Origin of the sequence: Azospirillum sp. B4, assembly GCF_000333275.1 — a bacterium.
Lineage (GTDB): Bacteria > Pseudomonadota > Alphaproteobacteria > Azospirillales > Azospirillaceae > Nitrospirillum.
Map to the genome: position 1 here is coordinate 1 of NZ_BACU01000268.1, position 19,768 is coordinate 19,768.

18 protein-coding genes are annotated in these 19,768 nt (G+C 68.7%); 16 read left to right on the forward strand and 2 right to left on the reverse strand.

Annotation, left to right across the window (positions count from 1 at the left end; all coding sequences use genetic code 11):
* The 5 genes from I55_RS11630 to I55_RS11650 form a co-directional block, all read left to right on the forward strand.
* The coding region (locus tag I55_RS11630; RefSeq protein WP_044560721.1) for an FIST C-terminal domain-containing protein at positions 1-377 on the forward strand (377 nt) is incomplete at its 5' end.
* Positions 374-3,115 (forward strand): NahK/ErcS family hybrid sensor histidine kinase/response regulator, encoded by a 2,742-nt coding sequence (locus I55_RS11635; protein WP_083901033.1) that lies wholly within the window; start codon positions 374-376, stop codon positions 3,113-3,115. The genes I55_RS11630 and I55_RS11635, both read left to right, overlap by 4 nt.
* Positions 3,116-3,227: 112 nt before the next feature.
* Positions 3,228-4,067 carry a 2OG-Fe(II) oxygenase gene (locus tag I55_RS11640; RefSeq protein ID WP_044560722.1) on the forward strand — a complete coding sequence of 280 codons (840 nt, stop codon included), beginning with the start codon at positions 3,228-3,230 and terminating at the stop codon, positions 4,065-4,067.
* Positions 4,055-4,744 (forward strand): sulfotransferase family protein, encoded by a 690-nt coding sequence (locus I55_RS37000; protein WP_044560723.1) that lies wholly within the window; start codon positions 4,055-4,057, stop codon positions 4,742-4,744. Before I55_RS11640 ends, I55_RS37000 begins: the two co-directional genes overlap by 13 nt.
* A 47-nt stretch (positions 4,745-4,791) precedes the next feature.
* Positions 4,792-6,825 (forward strand): M13 family metallopeptidase, encoded by a 2,034-nt coding sequence (locus tag I55_RS11650; protein WP_044560725.1) that lies wholly within the window; start codon positions 4,792-4,794, stop codon positions 6,823-6,825.
* Here the strand turns inward: I55_RS11650 and I55_RS11655 are convergent.
* The gene (locus I55_RS11655; RefSeq protein ID WP_044560726.1) at positions 6,813-7,388 is read right to left on the reverse strand and encodes a cupin domain-containing protein; all 576 of its coding nucleotides are present in this window, start codon (positions 7,386-7,388) and stop codon (positions 6,813-6,815) included. The two genes, I55_RS11650 and I55_RS11655, sit on opposite strands and share 13 nt — an antisense overlap.
* A gap of 103 nt (positions 7,389-7,491) precedes the next feature.
* Positions 7,492-8,163 (reverse strand): response regulator transcription factor, encoded by a 672-nt coding sequence (locus tag I55_RS11660; RefSeq protein WP_044560727.1) that lies wholly within the window; start codon positions 8,161-8,163, stop codon positions 7,492-7,494.
* 671 nt (positions 8,164-8,834) lie between these two features.
* Here I55_RS11660 and pqqA point away from each other — a divergent pair.
* The 11 genes from pqqA to I55_RS11710 all read left to right on the forward strand — a co-directional run bounded on the left by pqqA (position 8,835) and on the right by I55_RS11710 (position 19,765).
* Positions 8,835-8,912 (forward strand): pyrroloquinoline quinone precursor peptide PqqA, encoded by a 78-nt coding sequence (gene pqqA, locus I55_RS39520; protein ID WP_083901036.1) that lies wholly within the window; start codon positions 8,835-8,837, stop codon positions 8,910-8,912.
* A gap of 157 nt (positions 8,913-9,069) precedes the next feature.
* On the forward strand, positions 9,070-10,872 hold the full coding sequence (locus I55_RS11665) for a methanol/ethanol family PQQ-dependent dehydrogenase (RefSeq protein ID WP_044560743.1): 1,803 nt from the start codon (positions 9,070-9,072) through the stop codon (positions 10,870-10,872).
* A 165-nt stretch (positions 10,873-11,037) separates the two neighbouring features.
* A complete protein-coding gene (locus tag I55_RS11670; RefSeq protein WP_049974036.1) occupies positions 11,038-11,499 on the forward strand; it encodes a cytochrome c in 462 nt (153 codons plus the stop codon).
* Positions 11,500-11,515: 16 nt separating this feature from the next.
* Positions 11,516-12,385 (forward strand): substrate-binding domain-containing protein, encoded by an 870-nt coding sequence (locus tag I55_RS11675; protein WP_044560745.1) that lies wholly within the window; start codon positions 11,516-11,518, stop codon positions 12,383-12,385.
* A gap of 38 nt (positions 12,386-12,423) precedes the next feature.
* Positions 12,424-13,032 carry a PQQ-dependent catabolism-associated CXXCW motif protein gene (locus tag I55_RS11680; protein ID WP_199902562.1) on the forward strand — a complete coding sequence of 203 codons (609 nt, stop codon included), beginning with the start codon at positions 12,424-12,426 and terminating at the stop codon, positions 13,030-13,032.
* A 77-nt stretch (positions 13,033-13,109) separates the two neighbouring features.
* Positions 13,110-13,490 (forward strand): cytochrome c family protein, encoded by a 381-nt coding sequence (locus I55_RS11685; RefSeq protein WP_044560728.1) that lies wholly within the window; start codon positions 13,110-13,112, stop codon positions 13,488-13,490.
* A 107-nt stretch (positions 13,491-13,597) separates the two neighbouring features.
* Positions 13,598-14,104: a GNAT family N-acetyltransferase gene (locus I55_RS11690; RefSeq protein ID WP_044560729.1), complete on the forward strand. Its 507-nt coding sequence runs from the start codon at positions 13,598-13,600 to the stop codon at positions 14,102-14,104.
* Between the two features lie 315 nt (positions 14,105-14,419).
* Positions 14,420-15,907, forward strand: a complete 1,488-nt coding sequence (locus I55_RS11695) for an exopolysaccharide biosynthesis polyprenyl glycosylphosphotransferase (RefSeq protein WP_049974039.1) — start codon at positions 14,420-14,422, stop codon at positions 15,905-15,907.
* Positions 15,908-15,951: 44 nt separating this feature from the next.
* A complete protein-coding gene (locus I55_RS11700; RefSeq protein ID WP_044560730.1) occupies positions 15,952-17,124 on the forward strand; it encodes a glycosyltransferase family 1 protein in 1,173 nt (390 codons plus the stop codon).
* The gene (locus I55_RS11705; protein ID WP_044560731.1) at positions 17,121-18,449 is read left to right on the forward strand and encodes a hypothetical protein; all 1,329 of its coding nucleotides are present in this window, start codon (positions 17,121-17,123) and stop codon (positions 18,447-18,449) included. The genes I55_RS11700 and I55_RS11705 overlap by 4 nt, the downstream gene beginning before the upstream one ends.
* Positions 18,446-19,765 carry an O-antigen polymerase gene (locus tag I55_RS11710; protein ID WP_044560732.1) on the forward strand — a complete coding sequence of 440 codons (1,320 nt, stop codon included), beginning with the start codon at positions 18,446-18,448 and terminating at the stop codon, positions 19,763-19,765. Before I55_RS11705 ends, I55_RS11710 begins: the two co-directional genes overlap by 4 nt.
* Positions 19,766-19,768 lie beyond the last annotated feature (3 nt).

Sequence of the window (19,768 nt, forward strand, 5' to 3'; positions counted from 1 at the left end):
CGCCCCCGGTGGTGGTGCGGGTGGGCGGGCAGTACCATGTGCGTGCCATCCAGAAGGTGAATCCAGACAACAGCCTGACCTTCCTGTGCGCCATCGACGAGGGCCTGGTGCTGACGGTGGCGCGCGGCATCGATATGGTGGAAAATCTGCATGAGCTGTTCCGCCGCCTGGAGCGGGAGATCGGCGGACGTCCGGAAGCCATCGTGGGGTTCGACTGCGTGCTGCGCAATCTGGAAACCGAACAGCGCAACCTGAAGGCCGCCGTGTCGGACCTGTTCGTGGCCCATCACGTCACCGGCTTCTGCACCTATGGCGAACAGTACATGTCCATGCACGTCAATCAGACGTTCACCGGCGTCGCCATCGGTGCGACATGATCAATCCCAAGCCCCTGCCCCCCCCGGCCAGCCCGGCGCCAGCGAACGAGGACGCCGCCCGCCGCATCGCCGAGCTGGAACGGCAGGTGGCCAAGCTGACCCGCATCAACCAGTCGCTGATGGACCGGGTGGAACTGCATGTGGACGGCCAGGGCTCGGCCTTCTCCCTGTTCCAGACCGCCATTTCACTGGAGGCGCAGGTGCGCTCGCGCACCCAGTCGCTGGAAGAGGCGCTGGTGGATCTGGAGCGGTCCTACCACGAGGCCGCCAACGCGCGGGAGCAGGCCGAAACCGCCCGCCTGCGCCTGTTCACCGCCATCGAGGCGGTCAGCGGCGGTTTCGCCCTGTTCGACGCCGCCGACCGGCTGGTGCTGTTCAACCAGGATTACCTGAGCTTCTGGCCTGGCATGGCGGGCGACGTGCACCCCGGCATGTCCTTCAGCGACATGGTGCACCTAGCGGTGCAGCGCAAAAGCGTGATGGACGCCTATCGCGATCCCGACGGCTGGGTGCGGCGCCGCCTGCGCCAGCATGCCGAATGCCAGGGCCCCACCGTCCACGCGCTGAGCGATGGCCGCTGGATGCAGATCAACGAGAAGCGCACCAACGACGGCGGCGTAGTCGCCATCTACACCGACATCACCGCGCTGAAGCGGCGGGAGACGCTGCAGTGGAAGGCGGCGCTGGCCAAGAAGACCACGCTGCTGCAAGCCACGCTGGACAGCATCTTCCAGGGCGTGGCGGTGTACGACGTCCACCTGACGCTGGTCGCCTGGAACAACGAATTCGTGCGCCTGCTGGACCTTTCGCCCCGCTGCGTGCGCCGGGGCGCCGTCTTCGCCGACTTCCAGCGTTTCAACGAGGGCCTGCAGCCCCACGGCATCAGCGAGCCGCGCTTCCTGGAACCGCACATCAACCCGCTGCCGCTGCGGCTGGAGCAGACATGGTTCAACGGCCGGGTGCTGGATATCGAGCGCAGCCCCATGCCGGACGGCGGCTTCGTCCTGACCTTCACCGACATCACCGAGCGCAAGCGCAACGAGGAGGCGCTGCGCGACAGCGAGCGGCGCATCCGCCTGGTGACGGACGCCATGCCGGCGCTGATCGCCTACGCCGACGCGGAGGAACGCTACCAATTCGTCAATGCCCCCTACCGGCAGTGGCTGAAGCGGCCGGAGACGGCGATCCTGGGCCGGCGCATGCGCACCGTGCTGGCGCCGGCGTTCTATCAGCGCTGCGCCGCCTATATCCGCCAGGCCCTGGCCGGGCAGACGGTGTCGTTCGAGGTGGAGCTGACACCCACCGGCGACGCCGATCCCCTGGCGGAGCCCCGGTATGCCCACGTCACCTTCGTGCCCCATATCGGCCTGCCCAACGCCGACCAGGACCGCGTCATCCTGGGCCTGTTCACCCTGATGCAGGACGTGACGGAACGGCGCCGCGCCGACGCCGCCATCAAGGAGGCCAACGAGACCCTGGAACGGCGGGTGACGGAGCGCACGGCCGCCCTGACCGCCCTGAACGGCCAATTGCAGCAGGAGATCGCGGAGCGGCGGGAGGTGGAGCGCGCGCTGCAATCCGCCAAGGTGGAGGCGGAACAGGCCAACCTGTCCAAGACCAAGTTCCTGGCCGCCGCCAGCCACGACCTGCTGCAGCCGCTGAATTCCGCCCGCCTGTTCGTCTCGGCATTGGCGGAGCTGGAGCACACCCGCAAGAACCGCTCGCTGATCGACAACATCGACGTGTCGCTGGGCGCGGTCGAGGGGCTGCTGGACGCCCTGCTGGACATCTCGAAGCTGGACGCCGGCGCCGTCTCACCAGAGGTGGTGGATTTCCCCATCGGCAGCCTGCTGGGCCCGCTGTACACCGAACACCAGGTGGTGGCGCATGAGCGGGGCCTCGTCCTGCGCTACGCCCCGTCACGGGCGGTGGTGCGCTGTGACATCCGCCTGCTGCGCAGCATCGTGCAGAACTTCCTGTCCAACGCCGTCCGCTACACCCAGCACGGCGGCGTGCTGCTGGGCTGTCGCCGGCGGGGCGATTTCCTGCGCATCGAGGTGTGGGACAGCGGCCCCGGGATTCCGCCCGACCAGCTGGACGAGATCTTCAAGGAATTCCACCAGTTGCACCGGGGGCCCATGCTGGGTGGGGGCGAAGGGCGCAACCGGGCCGCCGGCCGCGGCATGGGCCTGGGCCTGGCCATCGTGCGCCGGGTGGCCAAGGTACTGGGCCTGACGGTGGAGACGCGGTCGGTGGTGGGACGGGGCTCCGTCTTCTCGGTCGCCGTGCCCCTGGGCGCCATGACGGCGTCGGCCACCCCCCGCCGGGTGGCCGGCGACGGCACCGCCCGCCCCCTGGACGACGCCCTGGTGCTGGTCCTGGATGACGAGCCCAGCGCCCTGATGGGCATGCAGGCCCTGCTGTCCACCTGGGGCTGCGAGGCGGTCGTGGCCGCCACCGGGGACGAGGCGCTGGAGGTGCTGGCCCGCCTGCCCCGCCCGCCCGACGTGCTGATCGCCGATTTCCACCTGGGCGACGGCCACATCGGCCCCGACGTGGTCACCCGCCTGCGCCAGGCCATCGCCGCCAGCGCCGGCACCGCCCCGCCGGGCATCATCGTCACCGCCGACCACACCCCCGAGGTCGAGGCCCAGGTGAAGCAGCACCATTACTGGATGTTGAAGAAGCCCCTGAACCCCGCCCAGCTGCGGGCCCTGCTGTCCAGCATGCTGGGGTGAGCGGCCCAAGCAGACTTTCCGCCGCCTGTCCTTGATCTGACGCGTTGACACCCCGCCACAACCGGCGATATCCCCGGTGCATGGAAAACACGCCTCGCGTCAAGGTTCCCGCATGCGCTCCCTCCTGGCCGGCCTGACCCCGGCGGACATCCGCACCGATCCCTTTCCCCATATCGTGGCCGACCTGCCCATGGAAGCGGCGCGGTATGAGGCCTTGAGCGACAGCTTCCCCAGCTTCCAGCGCCTGGCATGGGACTGCCCGCCGGAACGGGTGCCCAACAACCGGCGTTTCGCCCTGCCGGCCCAGCTGTTGATGGAGGCCCCGGATCTGCCGGAGTGCTGGAAGGAGTTCGTAGCCCTGCACAGCGGACCGGAATTCCTGGCCGAGGTGGCGACCCTGTTCGCGGGCCATTGGGACCCGGCGATGCTGGCCGCCCTGGACGGCAGCCTGACCGGCCACAGCACCGGCCGGCTGAGCCTCAGCAACCCCGGCCCCTATCGCATCCACCAGGACGCGCGGCTGGAGATCAACAGCGCCGTACGCGATCGGCCCTCCTCCTCCCGTGCGGCCCACCTGGACACGCCGAACCGCCTGTTCTCCTGCCTGTTCTACCTGCGGGCACCGGACGACGACGCCGTGGGCGGCGATCTGGAACTGTTCCGCTGGCGACGCGGGCCGGCGGGCCCCGTCTCGCCCTATGAGATGCCGCCGGACGCGGTGGAGCGGGTGGCCACCATCCCCTATGCCGCCAACCGGCTGGTGATCTTCCCACAGAACGTGAACGCCCTGCACGGGGTGAGCCCGCGCCATCCGACGCCGCACACCCGCCGCTATGTCTTCATCACCGCCGAGCTGACGGAGGATTGGATGACCTTTCCCGACCCAGACCCCGTCAGCGACCCAGCAGGCCCCGGCCCGGCGCCTGAGGAGGCGGCACCATGCGCCTGCTGATCCACGGCATGCAGTCGGCCGGCGCCACGGCCTTCGCCCGGGCGCTGGCGGAGCGGCCGGGATGCCTGGCGCTGGTCGACATCCCCAATAACTTCGCCGCCCCACGGGTCACCACCAGCGCCGATTTCGTGGCCAAGGTGGTGGTGACCACCGCCTATCCCTTGGCCGTGCATGTCGAACGGTTCCGCCCCGACAAGGTGGTGCTGTTGCTGCGCGACCCCCGCGACAACTACGAAAGCCTGAGCACCAAGGACTATCGCCATCATTCGGGCCTGATGGACGAGAAGTTCCTGATCCTGGACCAGCTGTTCGCCGAACGGCACCAGCGGTTCGACGCCGTGGTGCATTACGAGGACTTCCTGGCCCGCGACCCGGCGGTGTTCACCGCCATGGAAGCCCTGGGATGGCCGCTGACCGAGGAGCATTACACCTACCGGCGCGGCTATAACGAACTGCTGGGAACCCTATGGGCGGCGGAACCGCCCCTGCAGGAAACCATGGGGGTGGTGTTCGGCAACGCCCGCGGCGGCGGCGTGACCGACGCGCATCGCGACAAGCCGCGCAGCGCCGAGACCGACGCCCGGCTGGAACTGCTGTGCCCCCGCCTGCTGGCCCATTACCGCGCCCGCGAAGTGGCCCCCCCCATCGCGCCGGAGGTGTCGCGCCCCACCCTCTAAGCCTGTATATCTTCCGCCAGGACATAAGAATTGGCGGATGGTTGCGGATGCGTCGGCTTGCGTTGGCCCTGGCCTGGTTCCTGCTTTCGTCCGGCCTCTCGTCCGGCGCCGCCTTCGCCCAGTCCGGCCCGGCCTCCGGCATCCAGGAGGCGGATCTGGACCGCGCCACGCGGCCCCAGGACGATTTCTACCGCTTCGCCGTGGGCGGTTGGATCGATCGCACCCAAGGTCCCGCCTACATGCCGGGCTGGAACGCGGGGCGGGAGATGCAGCTGGGCGTCTATGAGGCGCTGAACCGCGACCTTCAAGCCCTGGGCACCGCCCCCGGCGGCGACCCGAACAACGCCAAGCTGGCGGATCTGTACGCCGGCTTCATGGATGAGGCGGCCATCGGCGCCGCCGTCCTGGCGCCGCTGAAGGCCCAGCTGGCGCAAATCGACGCCGCCAGGACGCCCGCCGACATCACCCGGGCCATCGCCATGCTGGGCGCCCACAACCTGGACATCGGCTTCGGCGTCTGGGTGCATGCCGACGACCAGGATCCAACCCGCTACCTGGCCGATTTCGTGCAGTCGGACCTGGGCCTGCCCGACCGCGACTATTACGTCGACGACGCGCCCCGGTTCAAAAGCATCCACGACGCCTATCGCGGGCATGTCGAACGCGTGCTGACCCTGTCCGGCGTATCCAACGCCGGCGCGCTGGCCAAAGCCGTGGTGACGCTGGAAACCAGGTTGGCCACGGCGCAGTGGACCGAAACGGCGACCCGCGTGCCGGGCGCCACCGCCCACCGCCAAGACCGCGCCGCACTGGCCACCGTCGCGCCGGGCCTGGACCTGGCGCTGTACGCCAGCGCCGTGGGCATCCCCGACTCGGTCCGCCATTTCAACGTGGGGCAGGACAGCTTCTTCACCGCCTACGGCCGGCTGCTGACCGGGACGCCGGCGCCGGTATGGCGGGCCTACCTGCGCCTGCGGTTGCTGGACAACGTGGCCCGCCTGCTGCCCCGACCCTATCGGGAGGAGGCTGACGCCTTCTATGGCGCCACCCTGCGCGGCGCCACGGCCAGCCGGCCGCGCTGGCTGCGCGCCATGGGCTATATCGAGGACACCATGGGCGACGCGCTGGGCCGGCTGTACGTCCAGCGTTATTCCTCGCCGGAGACGGAGCGCAAGGCGCGGCAGGTGCTGGACACCATCGTCCAAGCCTTCCGCCAGCGCATCCAGACCCTGGCCTGGATGGGCCCCGAAAGCCGGCGGGGGGCGCTGGCCAAGCTGGACCAGCTGGTCATCCGCCTGGGCGCGCCCGACCACATCCGCGACTATACCGGCCTGACGACCGACCCGCACGACCCGGTGGGCAACTGGCTGCGGGCGCGCGGCCTGCAGTTCCGCGAAACCATCGCCAAGCTGGAGCGCCCCGTCGACCGCGAGGAATGGACCATGACCCCGCAGTCGGTGAACGGCTACTACTCCGTCAGCCGCAACCAGGTGGTGCTCCCCGCCGCCCTGCTGCGGCCGCCCAATTTTCAGGTGGACGCGGACGACGCGGTGAACTACGGCGCGCTGGGCTGGTTCATCGCGCATGAGCTGAGCCACGCCTTCGACCGGGCGGGCAGCCGCTATGACGGGCGCGGCGCCCGCGTGGAATGGATGACGCCGCAGGACAGGGCGGAATTCGAAAAACGCGCCCAGGCGGTGGTCGCGCAGTACGCCCGGTACGAGGCCACCCCGGGGCATCCTCTGGACGGCGAGCTGACGGTGGGGGAGAATATCGCCGACATCTCCGGCCTGGCCATCGCCTACGACGCCTATCACCAGGCCCTGAACGGCAGGCCGGCGCCGGTGCTGGACGGCTGGACGGGCGACCAGCGCTTCTTCCTGGCCTTCGCCCGGCAATGGGCGGCGGAACCGATCAAGACGGAAAAGGACCTGAACCAGGCCCTGGCCGACACCCACGCGCCCGCCCCCTTCCGGGTGAAGGGTAGTCTGGTCAACCTGGACGCCTACTACCAGGCCTTCGATGTACGGCCGGGTGACGGCATGTACGTGCGGCCGGCGGACCGTGTTCACATCTGGTAGCCGGGCGTGGGCGTCCACAGCTTGGTCAGGGGACCGTCAGCGCCGGTGACGGGGTCGCTGGCCGGGAAAGGCAGCCGGGCGATGCGCTCCACCATGACAGGCGTCGGCGCCTCCCGGCAGATGTCCCACTCCTGGGCCGGCGGATAACCGCCCACCACCAGGAAGTCGTCGCTGGCGTCCAGGCGGCAATGGCCGGTCCCGGCCGGCAGGACGGCCACGTCGCCGGCGCGCACCGTCACGGCCCGACCCTGCGGGCCGCCCAGCATCAGCTCGGCCCGGCCGCGGGCGACGCCCAGCACCTCATGGGCGGTGGAGTGGTAGTGATGGTAGTCGTAGATGCCGTCCCGCCACCGCGCCGGCCAGCCGTTGCGCCGGAACAGCCCTTCGAACGCCGCCGCCGGGTCCTCGCCCTCCAGCCGCGCCATGCCGCGATACAGCAGCACGGCCAAACGGGCGTTGTTTGGAACCCAACCCAGGCTGTGCAGGATGAAGTTCTCCGGCCACCGTCCCGGTTCGCCCGCCATGCCGCCATAGGCGGCGGCTTCGGTATGGTGCTCGGCCATGGCCCGTCTCCTCGAAGGGGGTTTGATCCCCCTTCTCAAGTCCGTATCGCAGCCATGGGTTCCGGTAATGGGTTCCGGCGGCCTCCGGCCTTGGGCTCCGGAGTCAGCCTTCCGCGACGTCGGCGAAGCTGTCCAGATGCAGGCGGCCGGCCATGACCACGGCCTGGGTCCGGCTGTAGACGCGCAGCTTGTGCAGGATGCTGGAGACGTGGGCCTTCACCGTGGTTTCGGCGATGTCCAGGTCATAGGCGATCTCCTTGTTCAGCTTGCCCGTGCCCAGCAGCTGCAGCACGCGGCGCTGCTGTGGCGTCAGGGTCAGGACCCGCTGCAGGAAATCGTCGTCCGTCGCCTGGCCCTTGGGGTCGGGCGGCGGGGCGGCGGCCACCAGATCGGCGGGGCAGTAGGTGCCGCCGCCGGCCACCAGGGCCAGGGCCGCCACGATCTCCGCCCGTGGGGTGGATTTGGGTATGAAGCCCATGGCGCCCAACGCCAGCGCCTCCCGCACCAGACGCGGATCCTCCAGGGCCGAGATCACCACCACGGGCGTGGCGGGGAATTGGCTACGGATGCGCACCAGGCCTTCGAATCCGTCCACCCCGGGCATGCGCAGATCCAGCAGCAGGAGATCGGCGACACCGATGGACTCCAGCAACTGCATCACCGCCCCCAGATGGGCGCATTCCACTATCTCGACTTGGTCAAAAGCGGATTCCACGGCAAGGGCCAGCGCGCCCCGCACCATGGGATGGTCGTCGGCAATGATTACTTGCGGCATGCGTCGCCTCGTTCGCGGGCGATTATATTCGGCGTTTCCTCGACCTTGACGATAGTCGATCCGGCGGCCCCCCGCTAGTGCCTGAGAGGCTTAGGCCGACATTATTCGCCAAGGTGGCGCAGGCTTTCCGGCCGTTTATGGCAATTATTTGATAAGTCATCGATTATAGGCGATACTGGCCCTATCGGCGGTCCATCGCCCACCCCCCATCCGCACGGCGCGCCATCCTTGTACCAAAGTACAATTGGCACCCGGGACGGGCTTCTTGAAGATGGGCAGCAAGCCGAACGGCGGTTCATACCTTTGTAGTTTCAAAGGGTCTCCGCGGTTCCAAGGGATGGCTCGAGAGGAGCGAACCTGGAGGGGCCACGGCGACAGCAATGACGAAGAACTGGCAGAGTCAAAGTTCCCGCGTAAACGTGGGCCTGCGGCGCGACCGGACACCGGTGCCCCCTTGCCCCCTTATCCGACAAGCGCCCGGTTTCAACGGTATCCCCAGTACCCTGGCCCCGGGCGCGAAACGGCCATCCCCCCCGAACCGGCAGGCGTGCCGGTGCCTGGGGCGGATGGCAGGGAAGTAGGAGGGGTCGCCCATCGGCGGCCAGCGGCCTGAAGCGGGATGGACATCGGTCCTGCGGGACCTACCCTTAAACCTTCAAAGGAGATCCCCCATGCGTTGGAAGAAGCCCACCGTCACCGAAATCGTCCTGGGCATGGAAATCAACTGCTACGCCTGCGCGGACGTCTGACGGCGCCCCCCAGGGGCGGGCCCGGCGGGGCCTGCCCGATTTCGCGCATCCGGTCCTTAGAGCACCTTTCGTTTGCCTAATTATCGCGTCGCCCATCCGCCGGCCAGGCGGACACCAAATCGGCCGGACCTACCGGTCATCCCCAGGGAGGGAAATGATGAATCAGCGGAAGAAGGTCCTGTTGTCCTGGACCGCCCTGGTGGCGGCCAGCATGCTTGCCGGCAGCCAACCGTCGCTGGCGAATGAAGAGCTGGGCAAGCTTTCCAAGGACCCCAAGCAGTGGGTCATGCAATCCGGCGACTACGCCAACCAGCGTTACAGCAGCCTGAAGCAGATCACCGCGGCCAACGTGAAGGAACTGCGGCCGATTTGGAGCTTCTCCACCGGCGTGCTGCGCGGGCACGAGGGCGGGCCGCTGATCGTGGGCGACGTCATGTACGTCCACACCCCATTCCCCAACATCGTGTACGCGCTGGACCTGAACAACCAGGGCCGCATCCTGTGGAAGTATGAGCCCAAGCAGGATCCCAACGTCATCCCGGTCATGTGCTGCGACACGGTGAACCGCGGCGTCGCCTATGGCGATGGCAAGATCATCCTGAACCAGGCCGACGCCAACGTCGTGGCGTTGGACGCCAAGACCGGCAAGGAGCTGTGGAAGGTCGCCAACGGCGATCCCAAGAAGGGCGAGACCATGACCGGCGCGCCGTTCGTGGTGAAGGACAAGGTGCTGGTTGGCATCAGCGGCGGCGAATTCGGCGTGCAGGGCCGCATGACGGCCTACAACCTGAAGGACGGTTCCGTCGCGTGGAAGGCCTATTCGGTCGGTCCCGACGACCAGATCCTGTTCGACCCGCAAAAGACCATGAACCTGGGCAAGCCCGTCGGCGCCAATTCGTCCCTGTCCACCTGGCAGGGCGACCAGTGGAAGACCGGCGGCGGCGCCACCTGGGGCTGGACCAGCTACGACCCGCAGCTGAACCTGATCTATTACGGCTCGGGCAACCCTTCCACCTGGAACCCGAAGCAGCGCCCCGGCGACAACAAATGGTCCATGACCATCTTCGCCCGTGACGCCGACACCGGCGTGGCCAAGTGGGTCTATCAGATGACGCCCCATGACGAGTGGGACTATGACGGCGTCAATGAGATGATCCTGGCCGACATCAAGGTGAAGGGCACGCCCGTCAAGGCGCTGGTCCACTTCGACCGCAACGGCTTCGCCTATACCATGAACCGTGAGACGGGCGAGCTGCTGGTGGCGGAGAAGTACGACCCCGCCGTGAACTGGGCCACCCATGTCGACATGAAGACCGGCCGGCCCCAGGTCGTCGCCCAATACAGCACCGACCAGAACGGCGAGGACAAGAACACCAAGGGCGTCTGCCCGGCGGCCCTGGGCAGCAAGGATCAGCAGCCGGCCTCCTTCTCCCCGGAAACCGGCCTGTTCTACGTGCCGACCAACCACGTCTGCATGGATTACGAGCCGTTCAAGGTCTCCTACACCGCCGGCCAGCCCTATGTCGGCGCCACCCTGTCGATGTTCCCGCCCAAGGGCGAGAGCCACCTGGGCAACTTCATCGCCTGGGACGCCAGCGCCGGCAAGATCGTCTGGTCCAACAAGGAGACCTTCTCCGTCTGGTCCGGCGCCCTGACCACGGCGGGCGGCGTCGCCTTCTACGGCACGCTGGAAGGCTATCTGAAGGCGGTCGACATGAAGACCGGCAAGGAGCTGTACAAGTTCAAGACGCCGTCGGGGATCATCGGCAACGTCACAAGCTATGAGCATGGCGGCAAGCAGTATATCGCCGTGCTGTCCGGTGTCGGCGGCTGGGCCGGCATCGGCATGGCCGCCGGCCTGGGCGGCGACACCGACGGCCTGGGTGCCGTCGGCGCCTACAGGCAGCTGGCCAATTACACCCAGCTGGGCGGTGTGCTCACCGTCTTCGCCCTACCGTAACCCTCTCTACTCCTAAAGCCCCGCCTGGGGTGTTCCCTCAGGCGGGGCTTCTTTGCCCCCTGAATTCGCGTACTGGCCAATTCGGGTATTGGTGGTTCGGGTGCTGGCGAGTTCGGGCACCCAGGGTTTTCTACCGCATTCCACTTCGCGAAAGAGGTCCGACTGATGCCGAAACGCGTGGCACTGGCCGTTGCCGTCTCCTTCCTGTCCCTGACCGTCTGCGGCGCCGCCGGCTTGGCCGTGGCCGCCGACGGCAGCGCCCCCGCCACCAAGGTGGCGGCAACCGAGACCAAACCCTACAAGGTCGAGGGCGGCAAGGTCGATCAAGGCACCTACAACGGCTACCGTCGCTATGGCGAATCCTGCTTGCGCTGCCACGGGCCCGATGGGGCCGGCAGCTCCTACGCCCCGGACCTGACGGACAGCCTGAAGCACATGGATTATGACACGTTCGCCGAAACGGTGATCAACGGGCGCAAGAACGTGAACACCGCCAACAACAACGTCATGCCCTCGTTCGGCACGACGGAGGATGTGGCGAACTATCTGGATGACATCTACGGCTACCTGAAGGCCCGGTCCGACGGTGTCCTCGGCCGCGGCCGGCCGCAACGCATCGGTGACTGAAGAACGCGGTTCCCTGATGAAGCTGTTCAACCGACGGGCATCCCGTCTGGCGCTGGCGGCCCTGCTGCCGCTGGCGCTCACCTGCACCCAGGCCCTGGCCCAGACGGCCGAACTGGTGTCCCGCACCGAATTGCGTGTCTGCGCCGACCCCAGCGACCTGCCCTATTCCAACCAGAAGCAGGAAGGGTTCGAGAACAAGATCGCGGCCATCATCGGCCAGGATCTGAAGCTGCCCGTCAGCTACGTCTGGTTCCCCCAGGTCATGGGCTTCGTGCGCAACACCTTGCGCGCCCGCCAATGCGACCTCGTGATGGGCACGGCGGCCGGCGACGCGCTGATGGACAGCACCACCGCCTATTACCACAGCGGCTACATGATCGTGACCCGGGCGGACGCGCGCATCGCCGCCGTCTCGCTGGGTGACCCCAGCCTGGCGGACAAGCGCTTCGGCATCGTGGCCGCCACGCCGCCCACCGACCTGCTGCTGCGCCACAAGCTGATGGACCGCACCACATCGTACTCCCTGGCCGTGGACACCCGGTACGAGTCGCCAGCGCGATCCATGCTGCAGGATCTGGTGGACCACAAGATCGACGTGGCGCTGCTGTGGGGACCCATCGCCGGCTATTACATCAAGCACGACAAGCTGCCGCTGAAGGCCGCCTTCCTGGACCCCGAGGGCGAAGGCGGGCGGCTGGACTTCCGCATCGCCATGGGCGTGCGCGCCAACGAGCCGGAATGGCGCCGCACCGTCGACCAGGCCCTGCAACGCCACCGGGCGGAGGTCGACAAGCTGCTGGCCGACTACGGCATCCCCCTGCTGGATGAGCAGAACAAGCCCATCGCCGCCAGCCTGCCGGGGGCGACCAGCGGCGCCAAGCCATGAGGGCCGGGCCGTGGGGATGAACCCGTGAGGATGACCCCATGGGGATGAATGCGGCGGCGCGGGCCGCCGCCCTGTCCCTGGGCATGCTGGCCGGGGCGGCCGCCGCCCAACCGCCCGATCCCCCGGTGCCCAATCCACCGATACCGGAACCGCCAGGCTATCGCCTGGACGACTACCGCGCCCCCGTGCCGGCCACGGTGGCGGGCGGGCGGGTGCTGACGACGGCGGCGCTCCAGTCCCTGCTGGCGCGGATGGGGGACCGCGTGGTGCTGGTGGATGTGCTGCCCGCCCCCCGCCGGCCGGCGGGATCGCCCCCTGGGTCGCTCTGGATGCCCCTGCCCCATGCCGACCTGCCGGGCAGCGCCTGGCTGCCCGACGTGGGCCGGGGCGCCCTGAGCCCGGAGATGGAAAGCTGGTTCCAACAACAACTTGCGACTTTAAGCGGGGGCGACAAGAGCCGTCCGCTGGTGTTTTATTGTCTGCCCGCGTGCTGGATGAGCTGGAATGCGACCAAGCGTGCCGCCAGTTATGGATACACCAACGCCGCCTGGTACCCGGACGGCGTGGACGGCTGGCGCGCCGCCGGATTGCCCCTGGCCCCGGCCACGGCATCGACACCCCCGGGAGAAGGCCCCGGGTCTCCCTGATTGAGTTCACACGACGATTGAGTTCACACGATTCCGGGGTTCACACGGACCAGGGAACAGGCAAAGGAGAGTGGAAGGTGCGACGTATCGGTTTTTGGGCGGCTGTGGCCGCCACGATCATCGCGGGTGGAACGGCCGGAACGGCCCTGGCGGAGGGTGATCCCGCCGCCGGCCAGGTGGTTTTCAAGAAGTGCGCGGTCTGCCATTCCGTCGATGCCGGCGTGAACAAGGTCGGCCCCAGCCTGCACGGCATTGTCGGCCGCAAGTCGGCCACCGCCCCCGGCTATGACTATTCCGCCGCCATGAAGACCGCCAACAGGGAGTGGACGGCCAAGGAGCTGGACACCTACCTGACCGACCCCCGCGCCGTGGTTCCGGGCACCAAGATGGTGTTCGTCGGCCTGAAGGCGCAGGCCGACCGCGACAACGTCATCGCCTATCTGGCGACGCTGAAGTAAGCGGCGACCGGCCCCGAAGCACCCCCGCCCGGACCGCCGGGCGGGGGTGTTTTTGTTGGAGGGCGGGCCTGCCCACGACCAACGCCTTCGATCCCCGGTACCACGTCATGACGTCTGGCCCCATTGTTCCCACGCTGCGCCCCGTGGTCGACACCGACTTGGCCGTCTTCTTCACGCAGCAGGCCGACCCCGTGGCGGCGGACATGGCCGTGTTCGGGCCGGCGTGGCCTGATGACGAGGCCGTGTTCCGGGACAAGTGGGCGCGCATCCGGGCCAACCCTGATTTGCTGACCCTGACCATCCTGGCGGACGGCGAGGTGGCGGGCTACATCGCCCATTTCCCGCAGGAGGGGGTGCCATCCATCAGCTATTGGCTGGGCCGGGCCTTCTGGCGGCGGGGCATCGCCAGCGCGGCGGTGGCGCGCTTCATCGCCGGCATTCCCACGCGGCCCCTGTATGCCCGTGTGGCCGTGGGCAACGCTGCCTCGGTCCGGGTGCTTACCCGCAACGGGTTCCATGTTGTCGGCCGGGACCAGGCCCACGCCCCCCGGTTGGGCCGGATGGTGGCAGAGGAAATTTACCGCCTGGACGGAACCGACCCGAGCGCCGGCTGAAGCCCCGGGGCCGGGCTCCCGCGCCAACACCTATCCCTTAAAACCATTCGGCCGGAATACGGGCGCGCACGCCGTGGAAGCCCTGCGCTTTCGCGTGGGCTCGCCACGCGCCGAGCCAGAACCTAACCCGATGCATAGCCTGTGATATTAACAGGCTTTTAATTCGAATTCTCGGATTATGCTGCCCGCGAAAGCTAAAATCCCAGTCAAATCAAATCACTAACTGACAGATTTGCTAACAATACATCACATTTGCAATTTCCGGTGGATCGGGGATTCGCCCCTTGCGCCGGGCGGTAGAGGTTGAGACAGGACATGGCCATGGATCATATCGCCGGCACCGGCCGGCACCACCACGACAAGGGTGTGGATACGCGGTCGCTTCCCAACCTGGGCCTCAGCCGGCCCGTCTTTGAGGTCCTGTGGTCGCTGGTGGAGGGGGGTGCCGTGTTCTCCGTCGGCAGCATCCTGCTGTCGCTGGCCGCATGGCTGCGCGGCGACGCCGCCGGGGATGGGCTGCGCAATGGCCTGTGCCTGGCAGCGGGTCCCGCCTACGTGGCGCTGGCTTGGCTGCTGGGCCGCTTCGCCCGCGCCCCCCACCTGGCCGACACGGCCACGGCCGTGCCGCGTGTCACCACGGCCCTGTACGTCTGCCTGCTGGCCACGGCCCTGGGCCTGGGCGGCGCCGCCGCCGATGTCGCCTGGCTGCTGTCCTGGTTCGCCCTGTCCACCGGCACGCTGATCCTGACCCGGCGGCTGGAGGGGGCGGTGGCCACCGTCGCCGTGGCCCGCCGCTGGCGGGTTCGTCCAGCCGTCATCGTCGGCGCCGGCCCCGCCGCGCTGAAGATGGTGGGGGCGATGGCCGGCCGCGCGGGCCGTGAGGTCGACATCCTGGGCTTTTTCGACGACCGCCACACCCGCGCCGGCGCCCTGACCCGCCAGCTGCCCTATCTGGGCGGGCTGGACACGCTGGCCGACTTCGTCGCCGAGCATGAGGACATCGACGTGTTCATGGCCCTGCCGTGGACCGCCGGTCCCCGCATCTCCGCCCTGCTGGAGCGCCTGCGCTTCTTGCCCATCACCGTCTGGCTGGTGCCGGATCCGGAACTGTCCGCCCTGTCCCTGCCCCAGTTGGGCGCGCCTATGGGGTCCGCCCCCGGCGTGATCATGCCCACGCTGATGACCCCGCCGTTCTCGCACTGGGGCCGCATGGCCAAGACCAGCTTCGACTATGTCGCCGGCTTGGCCATCCTGCTGCTGGTCCTGCCGGTGCTGCTGGCGACGGCCGTGGCCATCAAGCTGGACAGCCCGGGCCCCGTCTTCTTCCGCCAGCAGCGCAGCGGACAGTTCGGCCGCAGGTTCAGCATCTACAAGTTCCGCTCGCTGCACGTGGCCGACGCGGACGCCGAGGCGGCCACCCTGGTCAGCGAGGGCGACGCCCGCGTCACCCGCGTGGGCCGCTACATCCGGAAATATTCCATCGACGAGCTGCCGCAGATCCTGAACGTGCTGCGGGGCCAGATGTCGCTGGTCGGTCCGCGCCCGCACGCGCCCAAGGCCAAGGCCGACGGCCGCCTGTACGCCGACGTGATGCCGGACTACGCCCTGCGCTACCGCGTGAAGCCGGGCATGACCGGCTGGGCCCAGGTCAACGGCTGGCGCGGCGAGACCGACACCGAGGAGAAGCTGCGCAAGCGGGTCGAGTTCGATTTCGACTACATCAGGACCTGGTCGTTCTGGCTGGACATGGTGATCCTGTTCCGCACCCTTCCCGCCATGCTGTTCCCCAAGAACAATGTGTGACGCGGTTCCGTGCGATGGCGGGATCTGAAGCCAGGCCGGCCCGCATGCCGCCTTCCCTCTTCATCAACGGCCGCTTCGTGGGCCAGCGTCAGACGGGCGTGCAGCGCTTCGCCCGCGAGACGGTGCGCGCGCTGGACGGCCTGCTGAGCCAGCCCGCCCACCAGGCCTTGGCCGGCCGGGTCACCCTGCTGGTGCCACCGGGCACGGACCCGGCCGCCCTGGCGCCCCTGCGCCTGACCACCATCCAGGCGCGCGCGGCCGGGCGCTTCCGGGGGGGCTATGCCTGGGAACAGCTGGACCTGCCGCGCCTGTCGGCCGGGGGCGTGCTGCTGAACCTGTGCAACCTGGGGCCGGTGGCCAAGCGGCGGCAGGTGGTGGTGGTGCACGACGCCACCCCCCGCGTCAGCCCGGAAAGCTTCTCCCTGCCCTTCCGCCTGGCCTACCGCGTGCTGGTGCCCCTGCTGGGCCGCCCCCTGCCGGGCCGCCCAGCCGCCGCCATCGTCACCATCAGCGATTTCTCCCGGCGGGAGATCGCCCGCTGGTACGGCATTCCGGCCGGCGGCATCACCCTGTGCGGCGAGGGCGGCGATCACATCCTGGAACCGGCCGCCGACCTGGACGTGCTGGCGCGTCACGGGCTGCACGCCGGCACCCTAGGCGGCAGCCCCTATTTCCTGGCCGTGGGCGTGGGCAGCGCCAACAAGAACGTGGACCTGGTGGTCGACGCCTTCGACCGGGCCGACCTGGGCGGCATCCGCCTGGTCATGACCGGCAGGCGGGACACCCGGGTGCATCCCGCCGCCGGGGTCACCACCCCCCAGCGCGCCACCGATCGGCTGTGCCCCGTGGGCCACGTCAGCGACGGCGAGCTGCGCGCGCTGTACGAGAACGCCCTGGCCCTGGTCTATCCATCCCGTTACGAGGGCTTCGGCCTGCCGCCCATGGAGGCCATGGCCTGCGGCTGCCCCGTGGTCATCAGCGACCAGGCGGCCCTGATCGAGGTGGCGGCGCCGGAAACCACGGGCGCCGCCCTGGTCTGCGGCATGGATGACGCCGAGGGCCTGGCCCGGCTGCTGCGCCGCCTGGCGCTGGAAGAGCCGCTGCGCCGTCGGCTGGCCGCCAACGGCCGCGCCCGCGCCGCCCAGTTCCGCTGGTCCACGACGGCGCGGATCCTGCTGGATACCTGCCTGAGGATGGCCCCGGCGGTGGCGTCATGACCGCGCGGGTCCGCCCCCTGCTGGCCGGCCCCCTCCCGCGCTACCTCGCGCTGCGGGGCGGCACGGCGGTGGCGACACTGCTGGCCGGCGTCTGCCAGACCTACACCTTCGCCCGGGTGCTGGACCCGCACCTGTTCTCGCTGTTCATCGTCGTCGGCAACCTGGGCCTGTCGCTGTGGCTGTTCGACCTGGGCATCGCCAAGGTGCTGTACGTGGCGCTGCGCCAGCGCTTCCTGGCGGGCCGGTTGCCGGGCGACCCAGTGGCGGCGCAGGCGACGGGCGTGGTGGCCCTGTACGGCGGCCTGGTGGCCCTGGGTTCCCTGGCCTGTATGGCGGGCATGGCGCTGACCGGCACCGCCACCCCGCTGGAGGCGGCGGAGTTCGCGCTGTTCTTCTGCTATTCCGCCCTGAACCTGGTCTGGTTCACCCTGCGCAACATCAGTTCCGCCACCGACCGCTTCCTGTATTTCGAAACACTGGAGGCGGTGCGCCGTTTCGGCCACCTGGGCCTGATGGTCTGCCTGCTGGCGCGCCTGCCCTTCCCGGTGTTCCTGGGGCTGAGCAACCTGGTCTGGGGGGTGCTGCTGGTCCTGGCCTGCCGCCGCCTGGGCCATGCCGGCGCGCTGGACGGGCGTCTGTCGGCCATTCCCGGGGCGCTGGCGGCGTTCTTCCGTGGCCACCGCCGCACCCTGCTGGCCAGCGGCGGGTACGCGGCTGGGGAGATGTACGTCTACACCTTCCCCAGCGTGGTGGTGCCGGCCGTCCACGGCCTGGGCGCCCCGGTCATCATCTTCGACACCGCCTTCAAAATCTTTCGCGGCGCCACGGTGCTGTTCTCCGCCGTGTGCGACGTGCTGGTGCCACGCCAGACCCGGGCGCACGCCGCCGGCGACGTGGCGGCCCTGCGCCGGGCCACCGCCCTGGCCCTGGCCCTGGCGGCCGTGCCGGCGCTGGGCCTGTGCGGCCTGCTGCTGCTGGCGGGCGACCAGGTCTACCGCCTGCTGCTGGGGCCCGCCGCCGTCATGCCGTCCGGCATCACCCCCATCCTGGTGGTGCTGGTCCTGGCCAACCTGGTGCAGACGGTGTCGAACTTCCTGCTGGTCCATACCGGCTTCTTCACCCTGATCGCCCGGTCGGCCGGGGTGGTCGCGGCACTGATGACGGTGGTGGCGGTGGCGGACATCGTGGCCGCGCCCGGCATCCTGGGCTTCGCCACCCTGTACATGGCGGCCTACGCGGTCAGCGCCCTGATCTACGCCGGGCTGGCCCTGGCCCGGCCCTTGCGCGGTGGCGTCCCGGCCGCATCGGCGGAGGCCCGGCCATGATCCACATCGACGTCTGGCAGATCCTGGGCCGCATCCCGGCGGTGAACTGGCTGGTCCTGGCCGTCTGCACCGTGGCCTTCCTGGGCTTCTACGTCCTGGACTACCGCAAGTGGGGCTGCCTGTCCTTCGCCAGCTATTTCTTCGCCTTCAACTATTTCCTGAAGGTGGTGGTGATGTACCCCTTCGCCTGGTCGGCCAACAACATCCTGGCGACCACGCGACATTTCGACTCCATCCTGGTCCATCTGGACAAGGCGCTGTACATCACCATCGGCGGCTTCGTCTGCATGCTATGCGGCATGATGGCGGCGCGCGTGCTGACCCGCCGCGCGCCGGTGGGATGCGCCGTGGTCTACGACGTGCTGTCGCGCGGCTGGCAGAGCGGTGGCGGCGTGGCCATCGGCACCCTGATCGTGGCCATGCTGACAGTGGCGCTGTCGCTGATGGGGTTCCAGGCCTTCGTCGCCCGCAGCCTGGTGTTCGAGCATAACGAGCTGCGGCCCTTCTATAACCTGTGGAGCCAGGTCGTCCCCTTCTTCGCCATCAACGCCATCGTCTACGGCGCGTCGAAGCGGCAGTGGACGGTGCTGGCGTTGGGCCTGGCGCTGGCCAGCCTGGGCATCATCGGCGGCAACCGCACGGTGGCCATCCTGACGCTGATGCAGGCGGGCGTGATGCTGGCCATGCCCCAGCGCTTCCGCAACCTGCCGGTCATGCTGCTGGCGGCGTTGGGCCTGGCGTCGGTGGCCGTCACCATCGCGTCGCTGCGTGAGGCGTCGCTGCATGAGCAGCGCGGTTTCCTGTTCAGCCTGCTGTATGGCAACGACCTGTCCGACCTGCGCGATTTCGCCTGGATCCTGACCGGCATGGACGACAGCCCGCTGTACTGGGGCAAGACCTACGCGGCGGGCTACCTCAGCTTCATCCCCGCCTACGTCTTCCCCTTCCGCGTGGAGTTCGGCTTCGGCCGCGTCAGCCCGGCGCTGGCCGGCCTGGACCCCATGTTCCACAGCGGCCTGCGCCCGCCCATCTTCGGCGAGATGTACGTGAATTTCGGCCTGCCCGGCGTGGCGCTGGGCGGCTTCCTCTACGGCCTGATGGTGGGGCGCGTCATGGTGTGGATCACCCGCACGCTGGACCTGCCCGACACCCCGGACAAGCCCGTGCCCCAGGTGGTGGTGTGGACCGGCTTCGTCATGCTGCAGGTCATCGACAGCGTCGTCTTCACCCCGGCGTTCTTCGGCGTCTACGTCCTGGGGGCCTTGCTGATCCTGGGCCAGGTGCTGGCCCGCATCGGCGCCCGGCGATACGCGTGAGGG

Bases quoted from the DNA above. Each gene is read 5' to 3' on its own strand.
- I55_RS11635 (WP_083901033.1), top strand. From the start codon at position 374: ATGATCAATCCCAAGCCCCTGCCCCCCCCGGCCAGCCCGGCGCCAGCG.
- I55_RS11640 (WP_044560722.1), top strand. From the start codon at position 3,228: ATGCGCTCCCTCCTGGCCGGCCTGACCCCGGCGGACATCCGCACCGAT.
- I55_RS37000 (WP_044560723.1), top strand. From the start codon at position 4,055: ATGCGCCTGCTGATCCACGGCATGCAGTCGGCCGGCGCCACGGCCTTC.
- I55_RS11650 (WP_044560725.1), top strand. From the start codon at position 4,792: ATGCGTCGGCTTGCGTTGGCCCTGGCCTGGTTCCTGCTTTCGTCCGGC.
- I55_RS11655 (WP_044560726.1), bottom strand. From the start codon at position 7,388: ATGGCCGAGCACCATACCGAAGCCGCCGCCTATGGCGGCATGGCGGGC.
- I55_RS11660 (WP_044560727.1), bottom strand. From the start codon at position 8,163: ATGCCGCAAGTAATCATTGCCGACGACCATCCCATGGTGCGGGGCGCG.
- pqqA (WP_083901036.1), top strand. From the start codon at position 8,835: ATGCGTTGGAAGAAGCCCACCGTCACCGAAATCGTCCTGGGCATGGAA.
- I55_RS11665 (WP_044560743.1), top strand. From the start codon at position 9,070: ATGAATCAGCGGAAGAAGGTCCTGTTGTCCTGGACCGCCCTGGTGGCG.
- I55_RS11670 (WP_049974036.1), top strand. From the start codon at position 11,038: ATGCCGAAACGCGTGGCACTGGCCGTTGCCGTCTCCTTCCTGTCCCTG.
- I55_RS11675 (WP_044560745.1), top strand. From the start codon at position 11,516: ATGAAGCTGTTCAACCGACGGGCATCCCGTCTGGCGCTGGCGGCCCTG.
- I55_RS11680 (WP_199902562.1), top strand. From the start codon at position 12,424: ATGGGGATGAATGCGGCGGCGCGGGCCGCCGCCCTGTCCCTGGGCATG.
- I55_RS11690 (WP_044560729.1), top strand. From the start codon at position 13,598: ATGACGTCTGGCCCCATTGTTCCCACGCTGCGCCCCGTGGTCGACACC.
- I55_RS11695 (WP_049974039.1), top strand. From the start codon at position 14,420: ATGGCCATGGATCATATCGCCGGCACCGGCCGGCACCACCACGACAAG.
- I55_RS11700 (WP_044560730.1), top strand. From the start codon at position 15,952: ATGCCGCCTTCCCTCTTCATCAACGGCCGCTTCGTGGGCCAGCGTCAG.
- I55_RS11705 (WP_044560731.1), top strand. From the start codon at position 17,121: ATGACCGCGCGGGTCCGCCCCCTGCTGGCCGGCCCCCTCCCGCGCTAC.
- I55_RS11710 (WP_044560732.1), top strand. From the start codon at position 18,446: ATGATCCACATCGACGTCTGGCAGATCCTGGGCCGCATCCCGGCGGTG.